Below are 17,516 nucleotides of genomic sequence, written 5' to 3' on the forward strand. Positions count from 1 at the left end.
CAAAATTATGAAAATTAAAATTATTAAAGATGTTTTCTCCACAAGAAAAAACATTTCTACTTTAATTATGCGAACCATTATTCTTTTTCTTTCTCTGGCGCTTTTCAGCTTTACTCCGTTAGAACTTTTATCCCAAAATGTAAAAATTGTAATTAAGAATAACCAAAAAGCTACTGTTGATCAAGTTTTTGAGATCATTAAAAAGCAGACAAAATACAGATTTGTCTATCGCTCAGATATGTTTGATAATCTTCCAAAAATTGAACTTGAAAAGGGGGAGATAAGTGTTAATACTCTTTTAGAGAAAAGCCTTTCAAGAGGAAATTTCAAATATGAAGTTGCGGGCAATAATACTATTATTATCAAAGAGATTGCGGTATCGAAGACACCAAAAACAGATACTGCCGAGGCCATCGAAATAAAAGGAAAAGTTACGGATGTAAACGGGCAACCAATTCCCGGTATTACGGTTTACGTTTCCAGCTACAAACCAACTGGTGCTGTAAACAACAAAAACTTCGTTATCAGAGGAACTACAACTGACTTTGATGGAACTTTCAGCATTACAGCCGAAGTTGGTTATTATATTGTAGCAAGTGGTATAGGTTTTCAATTGTACACTGAAGAAATCACAAAAAGCAAAACCAATTATTCAATTGTATTGAAAGAAGAAGTAAGTGCTCTTGAGGAAGTAATGGTGGTGGGTTATGGAACAACGAAAAAGAAAGACCTTACAGGTTCTGTAGGTTCGATAACATCAGAAGATATTCAACAGATTAAAACACAAACGATTGATAATGCATTGATTGGGAAAATTCCGGGGGTAAATGTATCGAGCAGAGGCGGGTCACCTGGATCAGGTTCTTCTGTTAACATTCGTGGTTTAACACAAATTAGAGGAGATAACCAGCCTTTATATGTGATTGACGGAACACCAATCTCAATTACGCCAAACTCTGAAAGTTTGGGATTGATTAATTACGGTTCAAGAGAAAATCCACTTTTAGCAATTAATCCAGATGATGTAGAACGTATTGATGTTTTAAAAGATGCTTCTGCGGCTGCAATTTACGGTTCTAGAGCGGCAAGCGGGGTTATTATTGTAACTACAAAAAGAGGAAAGAGAAATCAGGCACCTAAATTCTCATTTAATGCTGCAAGTACATTTCAAAATCCGGTAAAAACCTACGATTATTTAGCTGCAGATGAATACATCAAATTTTCTACTGAGAAAGCGCAGCAGACTTTAAATGAGTATCCACCAATGTATTGGCCGTATTTCCCGCAGGAGTATGCTATTGTAAATAGTCCGGATACCTATTTTGGAAAAGCCAATACCAACTGGCAAGACTTAATTACCAACAAAAATGCTTTATGGACACAGTACAGTTTTAATGTGAATGGAGGAAGCGAAAGAGTCAATTATATGATGTCTGCCGGAATCTCTGACCAAGAAGGTGTTATGATTGAGAATGATTTTAAGCGTTACACTTTCAGTACTAATTTAGATGTCAATGTAACTAATTCTTTTAAAGTAGGAGGATCGGTTAATTACAATTATTCAATTAATAAAAATAAAGGATTTTCTTCTCTTGCCCTTGGAAGTTTTAGACCTGATCTTCCAGCATACAACGAAGACGGCTCTTATTCAACTTTCGTAGGAAACTATGGAGAGCAATACACTGCTCTGGGAGACGGAATGCAGACTAGAAAAAAAGCGCTTTCAAAAAATTTGATAGGTTCTATCTACGGTGAAATCCAAATTATTAGCGGATTAAAATTTAAATCTCAGTTGAACGCCAGTGTAAATTCGGATGAATCGAATACATTCAGCACTTCAAAAAGTACTACGGCTTTATTTAATGCATTGTACTATGATCGACCAGGAGCAAGACTAGACGTACAGCATAATGAAGGATGGACAACGGCTTTTGAAAACACTTTAAGTTACAATAAAACTATTAGCGAAAATCACAGAATTGATGCTGTTGCAGGTGTTTCTTGGAATCACACTAGATATGATGCAGATGCACAACACTACAGAGGCTTTCCTGATGATGACACTTTAATCAATATTGGTTCTTCTAATTTTACGGACAGTGTTGAAAGCGAAAGTGTGGAACAGGGGCTTAATTCGATTTTTGGAAGGATAAATTACAGTTATAAATCAAAATATTTGGCCACAGTTACAGCCAGACGAGACGGATCGACCAAATTTGGACCAGATAACCGTTACGGATTTTTCCCTTCAGGAGCTTTAGCATGGAATATACACAATGAAGATTTCATGAAAGAAGTCTCTTTTATCAATCAGTTAAAGTTAAGAGCTTCAATTGGTAGAACAGGTTCTGATAATCTTCCGTCATTTACTTATTTGGCTTATTATCAATCTTTAGAAAATGGTGATTCTTTTTATGATGGAAAAAATGGTATAGCTGTTACAGGAGTTCCTAACTCTAAAATTAAATGGGAAGAAACAGATCAATTGGATTTAGGACTTGATTTTAGCTTATTTAACAACCGTGTAACTGGAGAGTTGGTTTATTTTGAAAAAAATACCTCAGGAATTATTTTGTTTACACCACTTCCTTACGAAACAGGATCAATCAGTTGGAATACAAACGTGGCAGATGTGTCTAATAAAGGTTGGGAATTTTTAATTGGTGTAGATATTTTTAGAACCAAAAATTTCAGATGGAATTCTTCATTTAATATTTCAACTGTAAAAAATAATGTAGACAATTTATATGGAGGAAACGCAGGATCTCAAACCGTTATTCAAGGAAAACCACTTGGTGTTATTACAGGTTATGATGTAGTGAAAATTGCACAGACTCAAGCAGAAATCGATGCGCTTAATGCTGCTGCAGGAGGTGTTTATCAAAGTACGCTGACACAGCCTGGAGATTATATTTTTAAAGATATTAACGGCGACGGAAAAATCACAACCTTAGACCGTGGTCCAATTGGAGACATTAATCCAGATTATTTTGGAGGTTGGAACAATACAGTCTCCTATAAAAATTGGGATTTTACCATGAACTGGAATTTTTCGCAAGGAGCACAAAGAGAGTACGAGAAAATTTCGAATCTTTATTACACTAATGCTATTACGAATCCTACTCGTGAAGTTTTTCAGACTTGGACTCCAGAAAATCCAGATGCGCCTTATGCTAGATACGCTTCTCCAACACACGGCTACATAGCCACTTCAAGATCTGTTGTAGATGCGTCTTATATTAAATTACGTTCGGCTTCTATAGGATACAATCTGCCTTCAAGTTTATTTAAAAATACAGGTCTGAGCAAAGTAAGATTATCGCTGAGTGGTAATAATTTAATTACTATTACAGATTATCCAGGGTTGGATCCAGAAGATGTTGTTGGGAGCTCTTTTGCGAACAGATCAACTGGTTTTACAAGTGACGGCGGAAACTCTTATCCAAACATCAGGACTTTTACATTTGCTCTAAATGTTACTTTCTAATTCATAGTAAATAATTGTAAAAAAGACAGAAATGAAAAATTTAAAATATATATACATAGGTTTAGTAAGTGCTGCCATGTTTACCGTAGCTTCATGCCAGTTAACAGAAGATCTAGACGATTATAAACCGCCCTATGCTTTAGAAGCAGATACTGCAATTAATAGTGAGTCGGCTGCGGAATTAGCACTGACTGGAGCTTATGCTACTTTTAGACAAAAAAGTTCTGGTGGCGCTTTTCCGATCTTTTATTTAGTTTCCGATATTATGAGCGGTTACAGCAATAATGGATCATCTTATGCCTCAGTACCAGAAAAAGTAGGTTGGTCATCCAATAATCCAATTGCGGCAGGTGCTTCGGATACACAATACATCTATGGCGGATTGTATGATTTGATCAATCGCACAAACTGGCTTATTGAAAAAGTAACCGAATTAGATAGTAAAGTTTTTACCAATCCGGAAAGAAAAGCGGAAATCTTGGCTGAAGCTAAAATTCTAAGAGCATTGGGACATTTTTACCTGCTTCGCACTTTTGGTCAGTTTTATGATGTGAATTCAGAATATGGTATTTTAATTAGAACAACCCCAGTAAAGAATTCTGAAATTAGTCCACGAAATACAGTGGCAGAAACTTATGCCGCTATAATCGCTGACTTAGATGAAGGAATTGCAAATGCTCCAGTTCTTAGAAGTAAAAAGTATGCCAATAAAACCTTTGCCAAAGGTTTAAAAGCAAGAGTGTTATTGTATAAAGGCGATTATGCGAACGCTGCTGTTTTGTGTAAGAGCATTATTGATGCAACAAATTCAAATTTTAAATTAGAACCAACTTACGGAGCTATTTTTGACGATCACGATTCGGCTGCCATTTTTACAAGTTCTGAAATTCTGTTTGGTAGTGCAGGAGAATCGAATGCAGGATTGGGAATTGGAAATTACTACAGCGGATTTTCAGCCAGTGTTTCTCAGGTTTATAAAAATGCTATTGCAGGAAGTATTACAGTCGGATCGCAAAATATCACTTACGATGCCACGAGAACCTCTATTTTTATAAATAATCTGCAATATGGAGGCTATTACAGCACAAAATATACTTCTTATTTTACCACAGGGACAAATGAATTGTTTTACCACATGCGTATGGCAGAAGTGTATTTAATTTTGGCAGAAGCCAGTGCAAGAGCGAACAATGCTGTAACTCCAGAAGCGCTTTCTGCTATAAATACTATTAGAACGAGAGCTGGAGCCACAACAACCGGCGGAAATGGTTTTGAAACTTATCCAAGTACCATTTCTTTAGCACAATTTTTAACAGCAGTTCGTTATGAAAAATTAGCCGAATTGTATGCCGAAGGTGGCGAATCATGGTTTGATTTAATCAGATATGATTACGTTGACGGATTTGGTACAGGATTTAAAGTATCGGATGTAAAAGCATCGGCTACGAATTCGGATAAATTTATTTTGCCAATTCCAACAGAATCTATAGATGCTGGGAATCACATTATCAAACAAAACCCATCGTATTAAACTTTAAATTACAGGTTAGAGAAGTGCTTTTTCCTCTATAATACTTCTCTAACCTTGTATTTCATTTTGAAATTCAGAATATAAGAATTCGCTTATTTTTTATAAGTGAGCTGCCTGACTTATGTCTTTTAATTAAGATATTTTAAAAGAAAAAAATTATAACAACAACAAATCTTAATCAACAAAAAATGAAAAAAATCGCAATTGTAGTAGTAATGTTATTGGCGCTTCCAAAGCTGAGTGCACAAGGAATTTCCTTTGAACACAGCACATTTAAAGAAGTTTTGGCAAAGGCCAAAGCAGAAAAGAAACTGGTTTTTATGGATTGTTTTACCACTTGGTGCGGTCCTTGCAAAATGATGGCTAGAGATATATTTCCACAACAGCATGTTGGAGATTATATGAACGCCAATTTTGTAAGCATCAAGATGGATATGGAAAAAGGCGAAGGAATTGAATTAACGAAAACTTACAGTGTAAGTGCTTATCCAACACTGCTTTTTATGGATGCTGATGGGAAAGTGGTACACAGAGCTACAGGTGCAGAAAAAGCAGAAGATTTTATTGAGCAGGCAAAAATAGCTTTCGATCCTTCCAAACAATTAGACAACCTTGAGAAACAATATCAGTCGGGAAATCGTGATTTTGCTTTTTTGGCTCAATATGTAAAAGCTTTATATACAGCGTATAAATTGGATGCTATTGAAAAAGTAGGCAAGGATGTTATTCCAACAATGAAACCAGAGCACTATGTAACAGAAAATGGTTTTACGGTTATCGCACACGCTGGAGTTGACTACAAAAGCAAGGTTTACAATTACTTAATTAAAAATAAAAAAGCCTTTATCGATAAACCTTACATCGGAAAAGAAAGCTATGATTATGTAGTTGGAACTGCAATTTCAAAATATTTAGTAGAAGTAGCGACAAAAAAAACATTACCGGAACTGGATAAAGCGATTGCAGAAACAGAAAAAGATTATGTGTCTCCACAGCAAAGTCAGTATAAAACATATTACTACGGACAGCATTATTTAGCCCAAAAACAATACGATAAATGGTTTGATTTTAATAAAAAACAAGCAGACGAAACATTTGCAAAAAATCAGAAAGAAGCATTGGGTTCATATATCAATACAGCTTACAGCGTAGCGGTTAACCCTGATTTGGATAAAGCAGGATTAGAACAAAAAGCAATTGCAATGGTTGAAAGCGTGAAAAATACGGATCCAGAATCATTGGCTGTAAATTTTTGTCTGGCAAGTCTTTATTTGAAAACTGCCAATAAAGAAAAAGGTTTGGAAAATATCAATGCTTATATCAAAAAATCTACTGACAAAGGAGATGAACCAAACGCAAGGGTATTGACATTAAAAACCAAAATTGAAAGTTTATAAAACCTGAAAAACTTAAAAATAAACAACCATGAAATATTTAGGTGTAATCAAAATAACCATTTTAAGTCTGCTTTTGTCCGTTTTTAATTTTAAAGCGACAGCACAGCAAAAATTCCACATAAATGGTACAATTACAGGATTGACTAACGGTAAAATCTATACGTATAAGAACAATGCAGTTGTGCCTATAGAAGTAAAAAACGGCAAGTTTCAAATTGAGGGAGAAATGGACGAACCGGTCTATAATCTTAGTGTGGCAAAAGATGCTGAAATTAATTACAGGGACGAAAAAACCTTTACATCTGTTTTGACAGAGCCGGGAACGCAGACTTTAAAACTAGACTATTCAAATTTTAGAAAAGCTATTTTGACAGGATCAAAAACTCAGGATGACAGCTATAGGTATGATGCTATTCGAGATAAAATCATGAAAAAATATCAAAAAGAGTTTGATAAAGTTGAAGCACTTCATAAAAAGTTTGATGATGCCGTGGCAGCAAAAAAAGACGAGAAAACGACAGAGGCAATCAAATACGAAATCAATGATGCAAAAGAACTGTTGGAGCCTGCCTATAAAGAGATTACAGCAGCGACATTGAAATTTCTAAAGGATAATCCGAAATCTTATTTTAGTATTAGTACTCTTTTATACTATTTAAACGGAATGACTTATGACGAAGCGAAAGGCTATTATGACAGTTTTAATCCGCTTTACAAAGAGACTAAAACGGCCAAATATTTAGCAACTGAAATCGAAAAAATGAAGAAAGGTATTCCAGGTGTGCCGGCAGGACCTTTTAATACCAAAGATATCAACGGCAATCCATTAAAACTGGAAGATTTTAAAGGGAAATATGTTTTAGTAGACTTTTGGGCTTCGTGGTGTGTGCCATGCCGAAAAGGGAATCCGCATTTATTGAAATTGTATGCAGAATATAAACCAAAAGGTTTAGAGATTTTAGGTGTTTCTGATGATGACAGAAACGAAGATAAATGGAAAAAAGCAGTTGAAAAAGATGGAATCGGGGTATGGAAGCATGTTTTGAGAGGACTTCAGTATAAAGAAGGAACTTACGAAAGAATTAATGTAGATCAGGATATTAGCGAAGGCTACAATATTCATTCGTTACCAACTAAAATTTTAGTAGATCCAAACGGAATTATCGTGGCAAGATACGATGGAGGCGAAGCTGATGATAAAAAAATGGACGAAGATCTAGCAAAGATTTTTAAGACCAAATAATGCCTAGTTAAAACTAAAAAGAAAGCAAATGAAAAGTTTAAATATAATAAAAACAGCACTTGTATGCTTGCTGCTTCAAGGTTTCGCAAATGAATGTGAAGCTCAGGGGAAATTTAAAATAGACGGAACTGTTACAGGTTTAACAGATGGTAAAATTTATTTTTTACATGGAAAAAAAACCGACACTGTTCAGGTAACTAAAGGAAAGTTTCAGATCAGTGGAGAATTGGAAGATCCTGTAGAATACATTGCAATTGCCAATACTTCAGATCAAAGAAAAATGACTGACAAAGCCTATGTCTCTCTTTTCGCAGAAGCGACGCCAATGACTTTACAGTTGAACTACGCAGATTTTAAAAAGACCAAACTAAAAGGTTCTAAAGCACAAGACGATGCTTATAAGTTTGATGCCAGTATCGACAAGATTAAATTAAAATATAAAAAAGAATTGGATCAGTTTGATGCCATCAGAAAAAAGTATGATGATGCTAGAGCGGCTAAAAAAAGCGAAGAAGTTCTGGAAGCAATAAAATATGAAGACAATGATGCCAGAGGACGCTTAGAGCCAATGTATAAAGAGTATGAAGATGCAGCTTTCAAATTCATGAAAGAGAACCCGAAATCTTATTACAGCTTACAGTTATTACGAATGAATTCAAGAAATCTAAAGTATGACGAAGCTAAAGCTTATTATGACAGCTTCAATCCATTATACAAAAAAGGAACAATGGCTAAAAGTTTAGAAGCCGATATAGAGAACATGAAAAAAGGAGTTCCAGGCGCACCGGCAGGGCCTTTCAATACTACAGACATCAACGGAAATCCAATTAAACTGGATGATTTTAAAGGAAAATATCTTTTGGTTGATTTTTGGGCTTCATGGTGTGTGCCTTGTAGAAAAGGAAATCCGCATTTATTGAAACTGTATGGAGAATACAAATCAAAAGGATTGGAAATTTTAGGTGTTTCAGACGATGACAGAGCGCATGACAAATGGAGAAAAGCAGTCGAAAAAGACGGAATCGGAGTATGGAAGCATGTTTTGAGAGGACTTCAGTATAAAGAAGGAACTTATGAAAAAATAAACCCTGAAAAAGACATCAGCGACGGTTATAACATTCATGTTCTTCCAACCAAAATTCTAGTAGATCCAAACGGAATTATAGTTGCCAGATATGATGGAGGCGAAGAAGATGATGCGAAAATGGATAAAGATCTAAGCGAAATTTTCAAAAATAAATAGTCAAAACTTACCTTCCCAATAGTTGTTTAGCTGGTAAATAAGACTTAAAAAAATACCACAAAATGAAAAAAATAATTGCAATACTGATGATTTTGTTTTCAGCAGTTGTCAGTGCACAAGTATACAATCCGGTAAAATGGACGACAAGCGTCGTGAAAATATCAGGATCAGAATATGAACTTATTGCCAAAGCGGCTATTGAAAAAGGCTGGCATTTGTATTCACAAACTGTACCTGAAGATGGACCTCTGCCAACTAAATTCTCTTTTGACGGCAAAGGAGAATATCTTAAAAAAGGAAATACCAAAGAAGAAGAAGGTCGTATAGTTAATGATCCGATTTATGGAATAAAAATTAAATATTTCGAAAATAAAACGATTTTTAAACAGCGCATTAAAATTAAGGACAAAGCACCAAAACAAATTAATGCAAATGTCGAGTTTATGGCTTGTGATGATGCCAAATGTCTTCCGCCTAAACAAGTGGAATTGCTTTTTAAGATTAAATAAAGAGAAATTCTATTTACACTTCGTCATAATTCTAGGCTGAACTATAATTTCAGTAGGAAGAATAGAATTTAGACTTTTGTTTGTTATGCTTATTCTTTATTTAATTTCTGAGTTTCTGGAAGCATTTTAAGACCCTTTTTCAACACATCATGATGAATCTCCTGAGAGAAACGGAATTCGAAAAAGTCAAATTCTTTCAAGAGAATCAGACTTCAAATTTTCATACAGGTTTTTGATGTTTCATTTTTTATTTTGAATTAGTAAGCAAAAACAATTAAACAGAAAAACCGAATAAAAGAGCTGTGAAAAACGGCTCTTTTAAATCTGATTAAAAATCTAGAAAGACTTATAAATTTCTGAGACATTATGAAACCATTGAAACTATTTAAGAAATACTGGTATGAGCAATTATCCTTTAAAAAGTTCGACAGTAAAGAATTGTCAATAATGATGACAAAAGAAACGTCACTGATTGTAAAAACCTATTTTAAGAAAACTTAGTTTCAGTATTCAGTCTCAGTTTACAGTCCCATTAAAAACTGAAAACTGGGACTGAGACTGCAAACTAAAAAAATACAAAAAAATGAAAAAATACATCTTTTTGGGCTACTGCTCATTAGCTTTCTGTACCCTAATTTCAGCGCAGAACAAATCAGTTAATTTTAAGAAAATAAAAGAATTAGGTGGTATAGAGGAATATTTATACCAGCCAAACGGCATGAGTGTTTTGCTTTTGCAGGACAATGCCTCGCCGGTTGCAACGGTACAAATTGTATATCGCGTAGGTTCTAAACATGAAGTTTTGGGAAATACAGGATCAACGCATCTTTTAGAGCATTTAATGTTTAAAGGAACGCCGACTTTCAACAAAAAGAATGGAAACACCATTACCGATGTTTTGCAAAATACTGGAGCGCAATTGAACGCCACAACCTGGTACGATCGAACCAACTATTACGAAACATTGCCTAGTGATAAAATAGAACTGGCGCTTCAGATTGAAGCGGACAGGATGCGTAATTCTTTACTACTAAAAGAAGATAAAGAAGCAGAAATGACGGTTGTACGAAACGAATTCGAAAGAGGTGAAAACAACCCAAACAGTTTATTGGACAAAGAAATCTGGGCTTCGGCATATATCGCGCATCCGTATCATCATTCGACAATCGGGTGGAAATCGGATATTGAAAAAGCGCCGATTGAGGTTTTGAAGAATTTTTATAATACCTATTATTGGCCGGATAATGCGACTTTAACGATTATCGGTGATTTCAGAAAAGAGAATGTTTTTGAGCTGATTGAAAAGTATTTCGGAAAAATCACAAAGGCACCGCATGTAATGCCCCAGCCCTACACAGAAGAACCGGAGCAGTACGGGGCACGTAAAATTGTGGTTAGTAAACCTGGGGAGTTGGGCGTTGTAAACAAAGCCTACAAAATTCCTGGCGCGCTCCATGAAGATTTGCCTGCCTTAAATATTTTAGCAGAAATTATAAGTTCAGGGGCTTCCTCCATTTTAAACAAAACTTTTGTAGATACCCGTTTAGGAATTTATTCTTATGCAAGCGCAACCAACTTTAAAGAAGTGGGATTGTTTACAATTGGTGTAGGATTTCCGACAAGTTCCAGACATGAAGATATTGATGCTAAAATCAGCGAAGTGGTAGCTAAAATTCAGAAAGAGGGAGTAACTCAGGATGAGGTAAATCGTGTGATAGCCAATATCAGTGCACAGACTGTTTTAGCACGTGATGGATCTGGCGTAATTGCATCAGAATTAAATGAAGCCATCGCATCAGGAGACTGGACGGATTATGTAACGGGTGTTGAGAGACTGAAAAAAGTAACTCCGACTGATGTGCTTCGCGTGGCCAATAAATATTTGGTGGAAGACCAAAGTACAACGGGTTATTTTATTCCGAAACAATCTGGTTCTCAAAATCAAAATACAACTCAGGCAGGCAATTTTATGCCGGAAAATGGACCATTTTATTACAGACATGTACAAGACGGACATTTACATCGAGAAAGTCCAGCTGATGTTTCCTCATCAATAAAAAATAGTTTAGAAGAAAAGGTTTCAAGTGAAAATATTGAAAAATCGTCGTCGGCTTATAAAAGAGAAAAAGTAGTAGGAATCGATGTGGTTTCAGTAAAAACTTCGGCTAAAGATTTTGTAACTGTTGCAGCGAGTATTTCATTGGGAAATTATGCGAGCGAAACGAAAAATAATAGTATTCCGTCTTTAACGGCTTCGATGCTGTCAAAAGGAACAACGCTGAATGACAAATTCAAATTCTCGGAAAAACTGCAGAAATTAGGAGTGACTTTAAACGTAAATGCTTCGACTTTTAAAATCAATATTGGATTTAAATGTTTGAAGAAAGATCTGGATCAGGTTGTTGCTTTACTGGCTGAAGAATTAAGAAATCCATTGTTTGATGCCAAAGAATTCGAGAATTTAAAACAACAATTTATCGGAAATGCGCAGCAGAGTTTAAATGATCCGGGAGAAAGAGGAGATATCGCTTTATCTCAGTCTATTTATCCAAAAAACAATCCGAATTACAGTTTAAGCGTTGAAGAAAATATCGAAAATATTAAAAAAGCGACTTTAGATGAAGTAAAGGCCTTTCATAAAAAATATTTTGGTACTGCATCAATGCGCCTTGTTATTGTGGGAGATACAGAAGGAGCGAATTTAAATGCTTCATTAAAAAAATCATTCAAAAACTGGAACGGGGGAGTTTCGGAAAAACTAAAATTTGAAGAAGCTTCAAAAGCAGCTTCAAAAACTGAAGTAGTGACAATTCCGGAGAAACCAAGTGCTGAATTATTCATAGGACAGTTTACGGGTTTAAAAAGAGCCGATGCTGATTATATTCCGTTTTTCATTGGAAATTATACTTTGGGAGCTGGATTTGCAGGTCGTTTAATGCAGACTGTTCGTGATAATGACGGTCTAACTTATAACATTTCATCCGGAATTGGAGGAAATATAGAAACGGGAGGTTATTGGTATGTAAACGCTTCTTTCAACCCGAATTTATTCCAGAAAGGACTTGATGCGACAATGGTTCAGGTTGATAAATGGGTAAAAGACGGAATCACTGCAACAGAACTGGAAAACAAGAAAACCAATCTAATCGGAAGTTTTAAAGTCGGGATGTCTACCACAAACGGTATGGCAAGAACAATTTTAAGTTTCATGGAAAGAGGATTGGAACCAAACTATATTGACCAATATCCAAAAGACATCGAAAAAGCGACTTTGCAGCAGGTAAACGATGCGATTAAAAAGTATGTTAAACTGGATAAAATGATCATCATTAAATCGGGTTCTTTGGATAAAGAAGGGAATCCTTTGAAATAAGTTTTTAGTCTCAGTTTTCAGTCTCAGTTTTCAGTCTCAGTTTTCAGTCACAGTTTTCAGTCACAGTTTTCAGTTTCGACCTGTAAACTGTGACTGCGACTGAAAACTTAATAATATACTCCTTAGTTTTTTTTAAACGCCTCGGCCATAAAATCCTCCAGTCCTGATTCTTCCAATATTTCGATTGAAAATTCTCCAAAACGTTTAGGCAGCCAAATGATTCTTACACCGCTTGGTGAATTGAGTTTTTCTTTGGATAAAGGATTTCCATTTTCATCTTCGGGCTGTAAACCAACATCCATCAATTCATCATAAACCACTTCGATGTCTGGAGTTGAATAGCAGTGACGGTAAATAGTTCCTTCGCCTTTGCTGTCCAAAAGATTTTTGAGGTTTCCAGTAAAAGGCTGTACAAGCATGAATTTTTCCTGTCCTATTTTTACAACGGCATAAGTCACATGAAGATTGTCTCTCTGCCAAGTGAACTTTTTTGAAATTTCTGCCTTTAGAATTTTTGAATAATAATCGCAGGCCGTTTGAAGGTCTTTTACTAAAATATCGATATGACTAAATTTTAAGTCCATTTGTAATTTAAATATTTTGATGCTAAATTATAAGTATCAGATAGGGGTGTTGGTAAACTTGATTTTATCCAAATCAATAGTGTCGGTTTTTTGTGTATTCATCTCGTATACAATTTCTATTTCATTTTCAGAAACAAATTTTATTTCCTTATTACATCCATGGGCACAGGATCCTACAATAACAGGAAAGTACAACTTTTTATTTTTGTCATATGCAATAATGTTATGACGAAAATAGGAGACAATTTTAAAATCGGCATTTTCAATTACTTGGTCGTCATCGTAAAAACCATTAAATTTAAATAGATTTTCAGTGTAATAAGTGCTCGTAATGATAGAGGAAGCTGAGGTTTCTTCATCTTCATGATTATTATCTTTATACCATTTTTGTTCAAAATTTTTATAATAATTAATGTCCTTTTCTTTTTCTGTTGGCTTGTATATCCATTTGCTTTTAGACGCAAACTGATATAATTCATTATAGACTGTCGTATTAGATTCCAAGGTTTTATCTTTTGTGAAATCACCATCAATTGAATCACCGGATCTTAAAGTATATTCTCCAATATATCCTAATTTGTAAAATTGTAAATTATTGGTATTAATCATAATATAGCTTAGATATGATGAGGGATCTCCGTTACCCATAGGAGATTCTTTTAATGCAAATAAGAAATAATCTATACCCTGAATCTTTTTTCGTAAAAAATGAGAATCGATGTTGATGTAATTAAATTCACTAACGAGTAATGTAACCTGCTGAGTAATTTTAAGGCTTTCTTTATTCTTTCTATATTTTGAAACAATTATTGTGATTTTATCTGCACCCAAACTAAATTTATCATCATCACCAGCACCGTTCGCAGCTATTTTAATTAATTCAGTATTGTTTTCATTATTAAAAGAAAATAATGTGACAATAGGATCATCATCTGTTGTTTTTGTGCTATCTATTTTGATGCTTTGCTGTTTTTTTTCTTTATTATTTGCCTCTTCATTTCTTTTGCAAGAATAAATCGCAATCAGATATAAGACAAGTACGGTTAGTTTTTTGTTAAAAGTTTTCAATTAATTTTCAAGTTTTGTTTTATAAACGAAGATAAAATTTATTTTAATTCTACAACACCAGTAAGAAAAGTCTTTTTAAAAAAAGTAATGTCGAAATTAAGATTTCCTTCTTCATATTTTTGGATTTAATATTTAATGTGTTTGAATTCAGTATACTAAATAGATAAAAGACACCAATCGTTTTCTGTTAAATCGATTAGGAATAACGAAAATGGGCTTGTTTGAAAACAATTTTCTTCTTTTTTTCGGAGTTATAAAATGAAAGCAGTTTTTTTAATAACTGTATTAAAAGCTTTTAAAGTTTCCATTTATTCAGCTTCGGTAATAATTTAATTTTGTCTAAGAATTAAATTTAAAAGTTAAACAGATTATGTACACGCCAAAAATTAGAAATATGAAGAGAAAACAATTTGAAAGTTTAAAAAACAACGGAATAGAGAACATATATAAACTCATTTCGAATTATGTTGAAATCGACGAATTGGAATGGGAATACTGTTGTAACAGTTTTAAAAGCACATTTTTTCCCAAAAAAAGCATTCTTTTAAATCAGAATGAAATTTGTAGTAAGATATTTTTTGTTGCAGGAGGTTTACTTCGGATTTATTATACTGATGAAAAAGGAGAAGAGAAGACGTTTCATTTTTGTCTGGAAGGGACTTTTGGTGTTGATTATGAAAGTTTTTTAAAAAACATTCCTTCAAGTTTTTCGATACAAGCAGTAGAAGATACTTTAGTTATAGAAGTAACTTTTGAAATGCTTCAAACCTTATACAGTACGGTCAGAAATGGCGAAAAACTAGGAAGACTTATTACAGAAGATTATTTCTTTATTCTGAATGATAAAATTAAAGCATTCTATATGCATTCTCCGCTAGAGCGTTATGAAACGATGAATGCGAAGTTTCCCACTTTATTGCAGCGGGTTCCACAATATCATATCGCATCTTATCTTAATATCAGCTCAGTGCATTTAAGCCGTTTAAAATATGCCAGTAAAATAAAAAACACGCCAAACGATTAACATTTGTTATTGCGAAGGTTCGTTTTTGATTATTTATTTGCAATTATCATTTGTAAATAGATATGAATTTAATTAATGAGGTATAATTTATAAAATTTAAACAGATGGCAGTAAATATAAATAATAACATAAAAAACATCAGAGAACTAAAAAACTATACTCAAGAATATGTGGCTGACAGATTAGGAATGACGCAGGCGGGATATAGTAAAATCGAAAAAGGAATAAGTAAAGTAAGTCTGAAGAAATTAGAGGAAATCGCAGCTGTGTTGGAAGTCAGCATACAAAATATAATACAGTTTGAAAGTGAACAGTATTTTGAAAAGAGAACTAAAGAAAATGTTAGCACTAAAAGTATTGACTATTCTATATGTCAGCTGTTAAAAGATAAAATAATGCTCTTAGAGAAATTGCAACATAAAATGGATTTAGAACTTAAAACCTACAGAGATAGATTCGGAATGCTTTAGTTTATATAAAAACAGAAAAGAGGTACTAGGACAGCCTCTTTTTTGTAAGCTTCGGAGAAGTGGCATATTTATAGAAAAGGGTAAATGTTGCCAATATAAAGCTCCAGAGGAGCGACATATTTTTTGTAGTCTATAATTTAATGTCACTCCTCCGGAGCTTTTCTACATCTTCTTATTGTAATTCTATAAATATTGTACTCCTCTGGGGTATAAGGTAATTTTTTCAGCAAATTTTATCTTTTACCCAAAGAAGCTATTGCCTCTTTTTTATAAAAGTCACTTATACTTAAACTATCTTATTTCAATGCATAATTTATATAACCGCCATCTACCAATAACTCTGTTCCAGTTATAAAACTTGCATTATCGGAAGCAAGAAACAATACCGTTTTGGCAATTTCTGATGGATTACCTAATCTCTGCATTGCAGTAGCACTGGCAAGGTAATCTTTAGCTTCTTCAGGAACGGCTTTATGTAATCCAGGTGTTTCAACTGGTCCAGGACTAACAATATTGACACGAATTTTTCTGCCGATTAATTCGTTTGCAGCGATTTGTGCAATTTTGTTTAAAGCGCCTTTAGTTGCTGAATAAATGCTGGTTCCTAAGTTTTTTGCCGTTGCTACAGTAGAAGAAGTGAAAATTACAGAGGAACCTTCTGCTAAATGAGGCAGCAATTTTTGAAGCGTGAAGAAATGACCTTTAACGTTGGTATTAAACTGAGCGTCAAAATCAGCTTCAGTTACTTCTTCAATTGGACTAAATGTTGCTATTCCTGCATTCAGAAAAAGAACATCTAGTTGAGTACCGCTTGATGCAAATGCTTTTTCAAGAACAGGAAGATCTGCTAAATTTGATGTGTCTGAAACTATAGTTTTTAATTGAGAACTTTTAATTTCCGCCGATGCTTTTTCCAGATTTTCAATATTTCTTCCTGTAATCCATACGTTTGCTCCAGCTTTTATGAATTCTTTTGCAGTTGCTAGTCCAATTCCTGTTGTTCCACCTGTGATAAGAACATTTTTGTTTGTGAAGTTCATTTTAATGTGTTTTATAAATTAGGAGAACAAAATTAGCTCAACTAAGTTTATTATTGTTACTTTGTAACTAAAAGTAACAGTAACGTTTGAGAAACCTAGTAACTTATGAGTAACGAATGTCAAATTGAACACAGAAAAGAAATCATGGCTGTCCATGATACGATGGATATATTAAATGGGAAATGGAAAATTTCAATTATTTCTTCTATTTGCTATCATAATAAGAGAAGATTTTCGGATATATTAAATGATGTAAGCGGTATTTCTAATAAAATGCTCAGTAAAGAATTAAAGGATTTAGAGATCAATAAACTTATAAAACGTACTGTTCTGGATACGCAGCCAGTAAGCATTCATTATCAGCTGACGGATTATGGTCTTACACTAAAAACGATTATAAATGATTTAGCAGAGTGGGGAATAAAACATCGAAAAGTGATTATTGAAAGTGAATAAATTCTTATTCTTATCCGATTTAGCAATTATTGTTGATTACTATTTACTTATGAAATCTCTATTATTAATCATAAAATTGCTGAATCACTCA

Annotated in this window: 13 protein-coding genes; 10 read left to right on the forward strand and 3 right to left on the reverse strand. The window is 34.0% G+C overall.

The features are described from left to right. The first annotated feature begins 7 nt into the window (after positions 1-7). The 7 genes from BM289_RS15920 (at position 8) to BM289_RS15950 (ending at position 12,783) form a co-directional block, all read left to right on the forward strand. Positions 8-3,487: a SusC/RagA family TonB-linked outer membrane protein gene (locus BM289_RS15920; RefSeq protein ID WP_091495308.1), complete on the forward strand. Its 3,480-nt coding sequence runs from the start codon at positions 8-10 to the stop codon at positions 3,485-3,487. A gap of 31 nt (positions 3,488-3,518) precedes the next feature. Further along, positions 3,519-5,018 carry a RagB/SusD family nutrient uptake outer membrane protein gene (locus BM289_RS15925; protein WP_091495310.1) on the forward strand — a complete coding sequence of 500 codons (1,500 nt, stop codon included), beginning with the start codon at positions 3,519-3,521 and terminating at the stop codon, positions 5,016-5,018. 188 nt (positions 5,019-5,206) lie between these two features. Beyond that, the gene (locus BM289_RS15930; RefSeq protein WP_091495312.1) at positions 5,207-6,415 is read left to right on the forward strand and encodes a thioredoxin family protein; all 1,209 of its coding nucleotides are present in this window, start codon (positions 5,207-5,209) and stop codon (positions 6,413-6,415) included. A 28-nt stretch (positions 6,416-6,443) separates the two neighbouring features. Beyond that, positions 6,444-7,658 carry a TlpA disulfide reductase family protein gene (locus BM289_RS15935; protein ID WP_091495314.1) on the forward strand — a complete coding sequence of 405 codons (1,215 nt, stop codon included), beginning with the start codon at positions 6,444-6,446 and terminating at the stop codon, positions 7,656-7,658. 28 nt (positions 7,659-7,686) lie between these two features. Continuing rightward, positions 7,687-8,901 carry a redoxin domain-containing protein gene (locus BM289_RS15940; protein ID WP_091495315.1) on the forward strand — a complete coding sequence of 405 codons (1,215 nt, stop codon included), beginning with the start codon at positions 7,687-7,689 and terminating at the stop codon, positions 8,899-8,901. A 62-nt stretch (positions 8,902-8,963) separates the two neighbouring features. Continuing rightward, a complete protein-coding gene (locus tag BM289_RS15945; protein ID WP_091495316.1) occupies positions 8,964-9,410 on the forward strand; it encodes a protein-disulfide reductase DsbD domain-containing protein in 447 nt (148 codons plus the stop codon). Positions 9,411-9,993: 583 nt separating this feature from the next. Further along, positions 9,994-12,783: a M16 family metallopeptidase gene (locus BM289_RS15950; protein ID WP_091495317.1), complete on the forward strand. Its 2,790-nt coding sequence runs from the start codon at positions 9,994-9,996 to the stop codon at positions 12,781-12,783. Between the two features lie 122 nt (positions 12,784-12,905). Here BM289_RS15950 and BM289_RS15955 read toward each other — a convergent pair whose 3' ends face one another. Together BM289_RS15955 and BM289_RS15960 are read right to left on the reverse strand one after the other, a co-directional pair. Beyond that, positions 12,906-13,367: a VOC family protein gene (locus tag BM289_RS15955; protein ID WP_091495318.1), complete on the reverse strand. Its 462-nt coding sequence runs from the start codon at positions 13,365-13,367 to the stop codon at positions 12,906-12,908. Positions 13,368-13,403: 36 nt separating this feature from the next. Continuing rightward, positions 13,404-14,435, reverse strand: a complete 1,032-nt coding sequence (locus tag BM289_RS15960; RefSeq protein ID WP_091495320.1) for a hypothetical protein — start codon at positions 14,433-14,435, stop codon at positions 13,404-13,406. Positions 14,436-14,829: 394 nt separating this feature from the next. Here BM289_RS15960 and BM289_RS15965 point away from each other — a divergent pair, with 394 nt between their 5' ends. Both BM289_RS15965 and BM289_RS15970 read left to right on the forward strand, forming a co-directional pair. Further along, a complete protein-coding gene (locus BM289_RS15965; protein ID WP_167365438.1) occupies positions 14,830-15,459 on the forward strand; it encodes a Crp/Fnr family transcriptional regulator in 630 nt (209 codons plus the stop codon). 104 nt (positions 15,460-15,563) lie between these two features. Beyond that, a complete protein-coding gene (locus tag BM289_RS15970; protein WP_091495330.1) occupies positions 15,564-15,929 on the forward strand; it encodes a helix-turn-helix domain-containing protein in 366 nt (121 codons plus the stop codon). Between the two features lie 296 nt (positions 15,930-16,225). On the opposite strand, the gene BM289_RS15975 is transcribed toward BM289_RS15970, so the two are convergent. Continuing rightward, a complete protein-coding gene (locus BM289_RS15975; protein WP_091495331.1) occupies positions 16,226-16,969 on the reverse strand; it encodes an SDR family oxidoreductase in 744 nt (247 codons plus the stop codon). Between the two features lie 105 nt (positions 16,970-17,074). Here BM289_RS15975 and BM289_RS15980 point away from each other — a divergent pair, with 105 nt between their 5' ends. After that, positions 17,075-17,425: a winged helix-turn-helix transcriptional regulator gene (locus tag BM289_RS15980; RefSeq protein WP_091495332.1), complete on the forward strand. Its 351-nt coding sequence runs from the start codon at positions 17,075-17,077 to the stop codon at positions 17,423-17,425. Positions 17,426-17,516 lie beyond the last annotated feature (91 nt).

This window comes from Flavobacterium phragmitis (assembly GCF_900112575.1).
GTDB lineage: Bacteria > Bacteroidota > Bacteroidia > Flavobacteriales > Flavobacteriaceae > Flavobacterium > Flavobacterium phragmitis.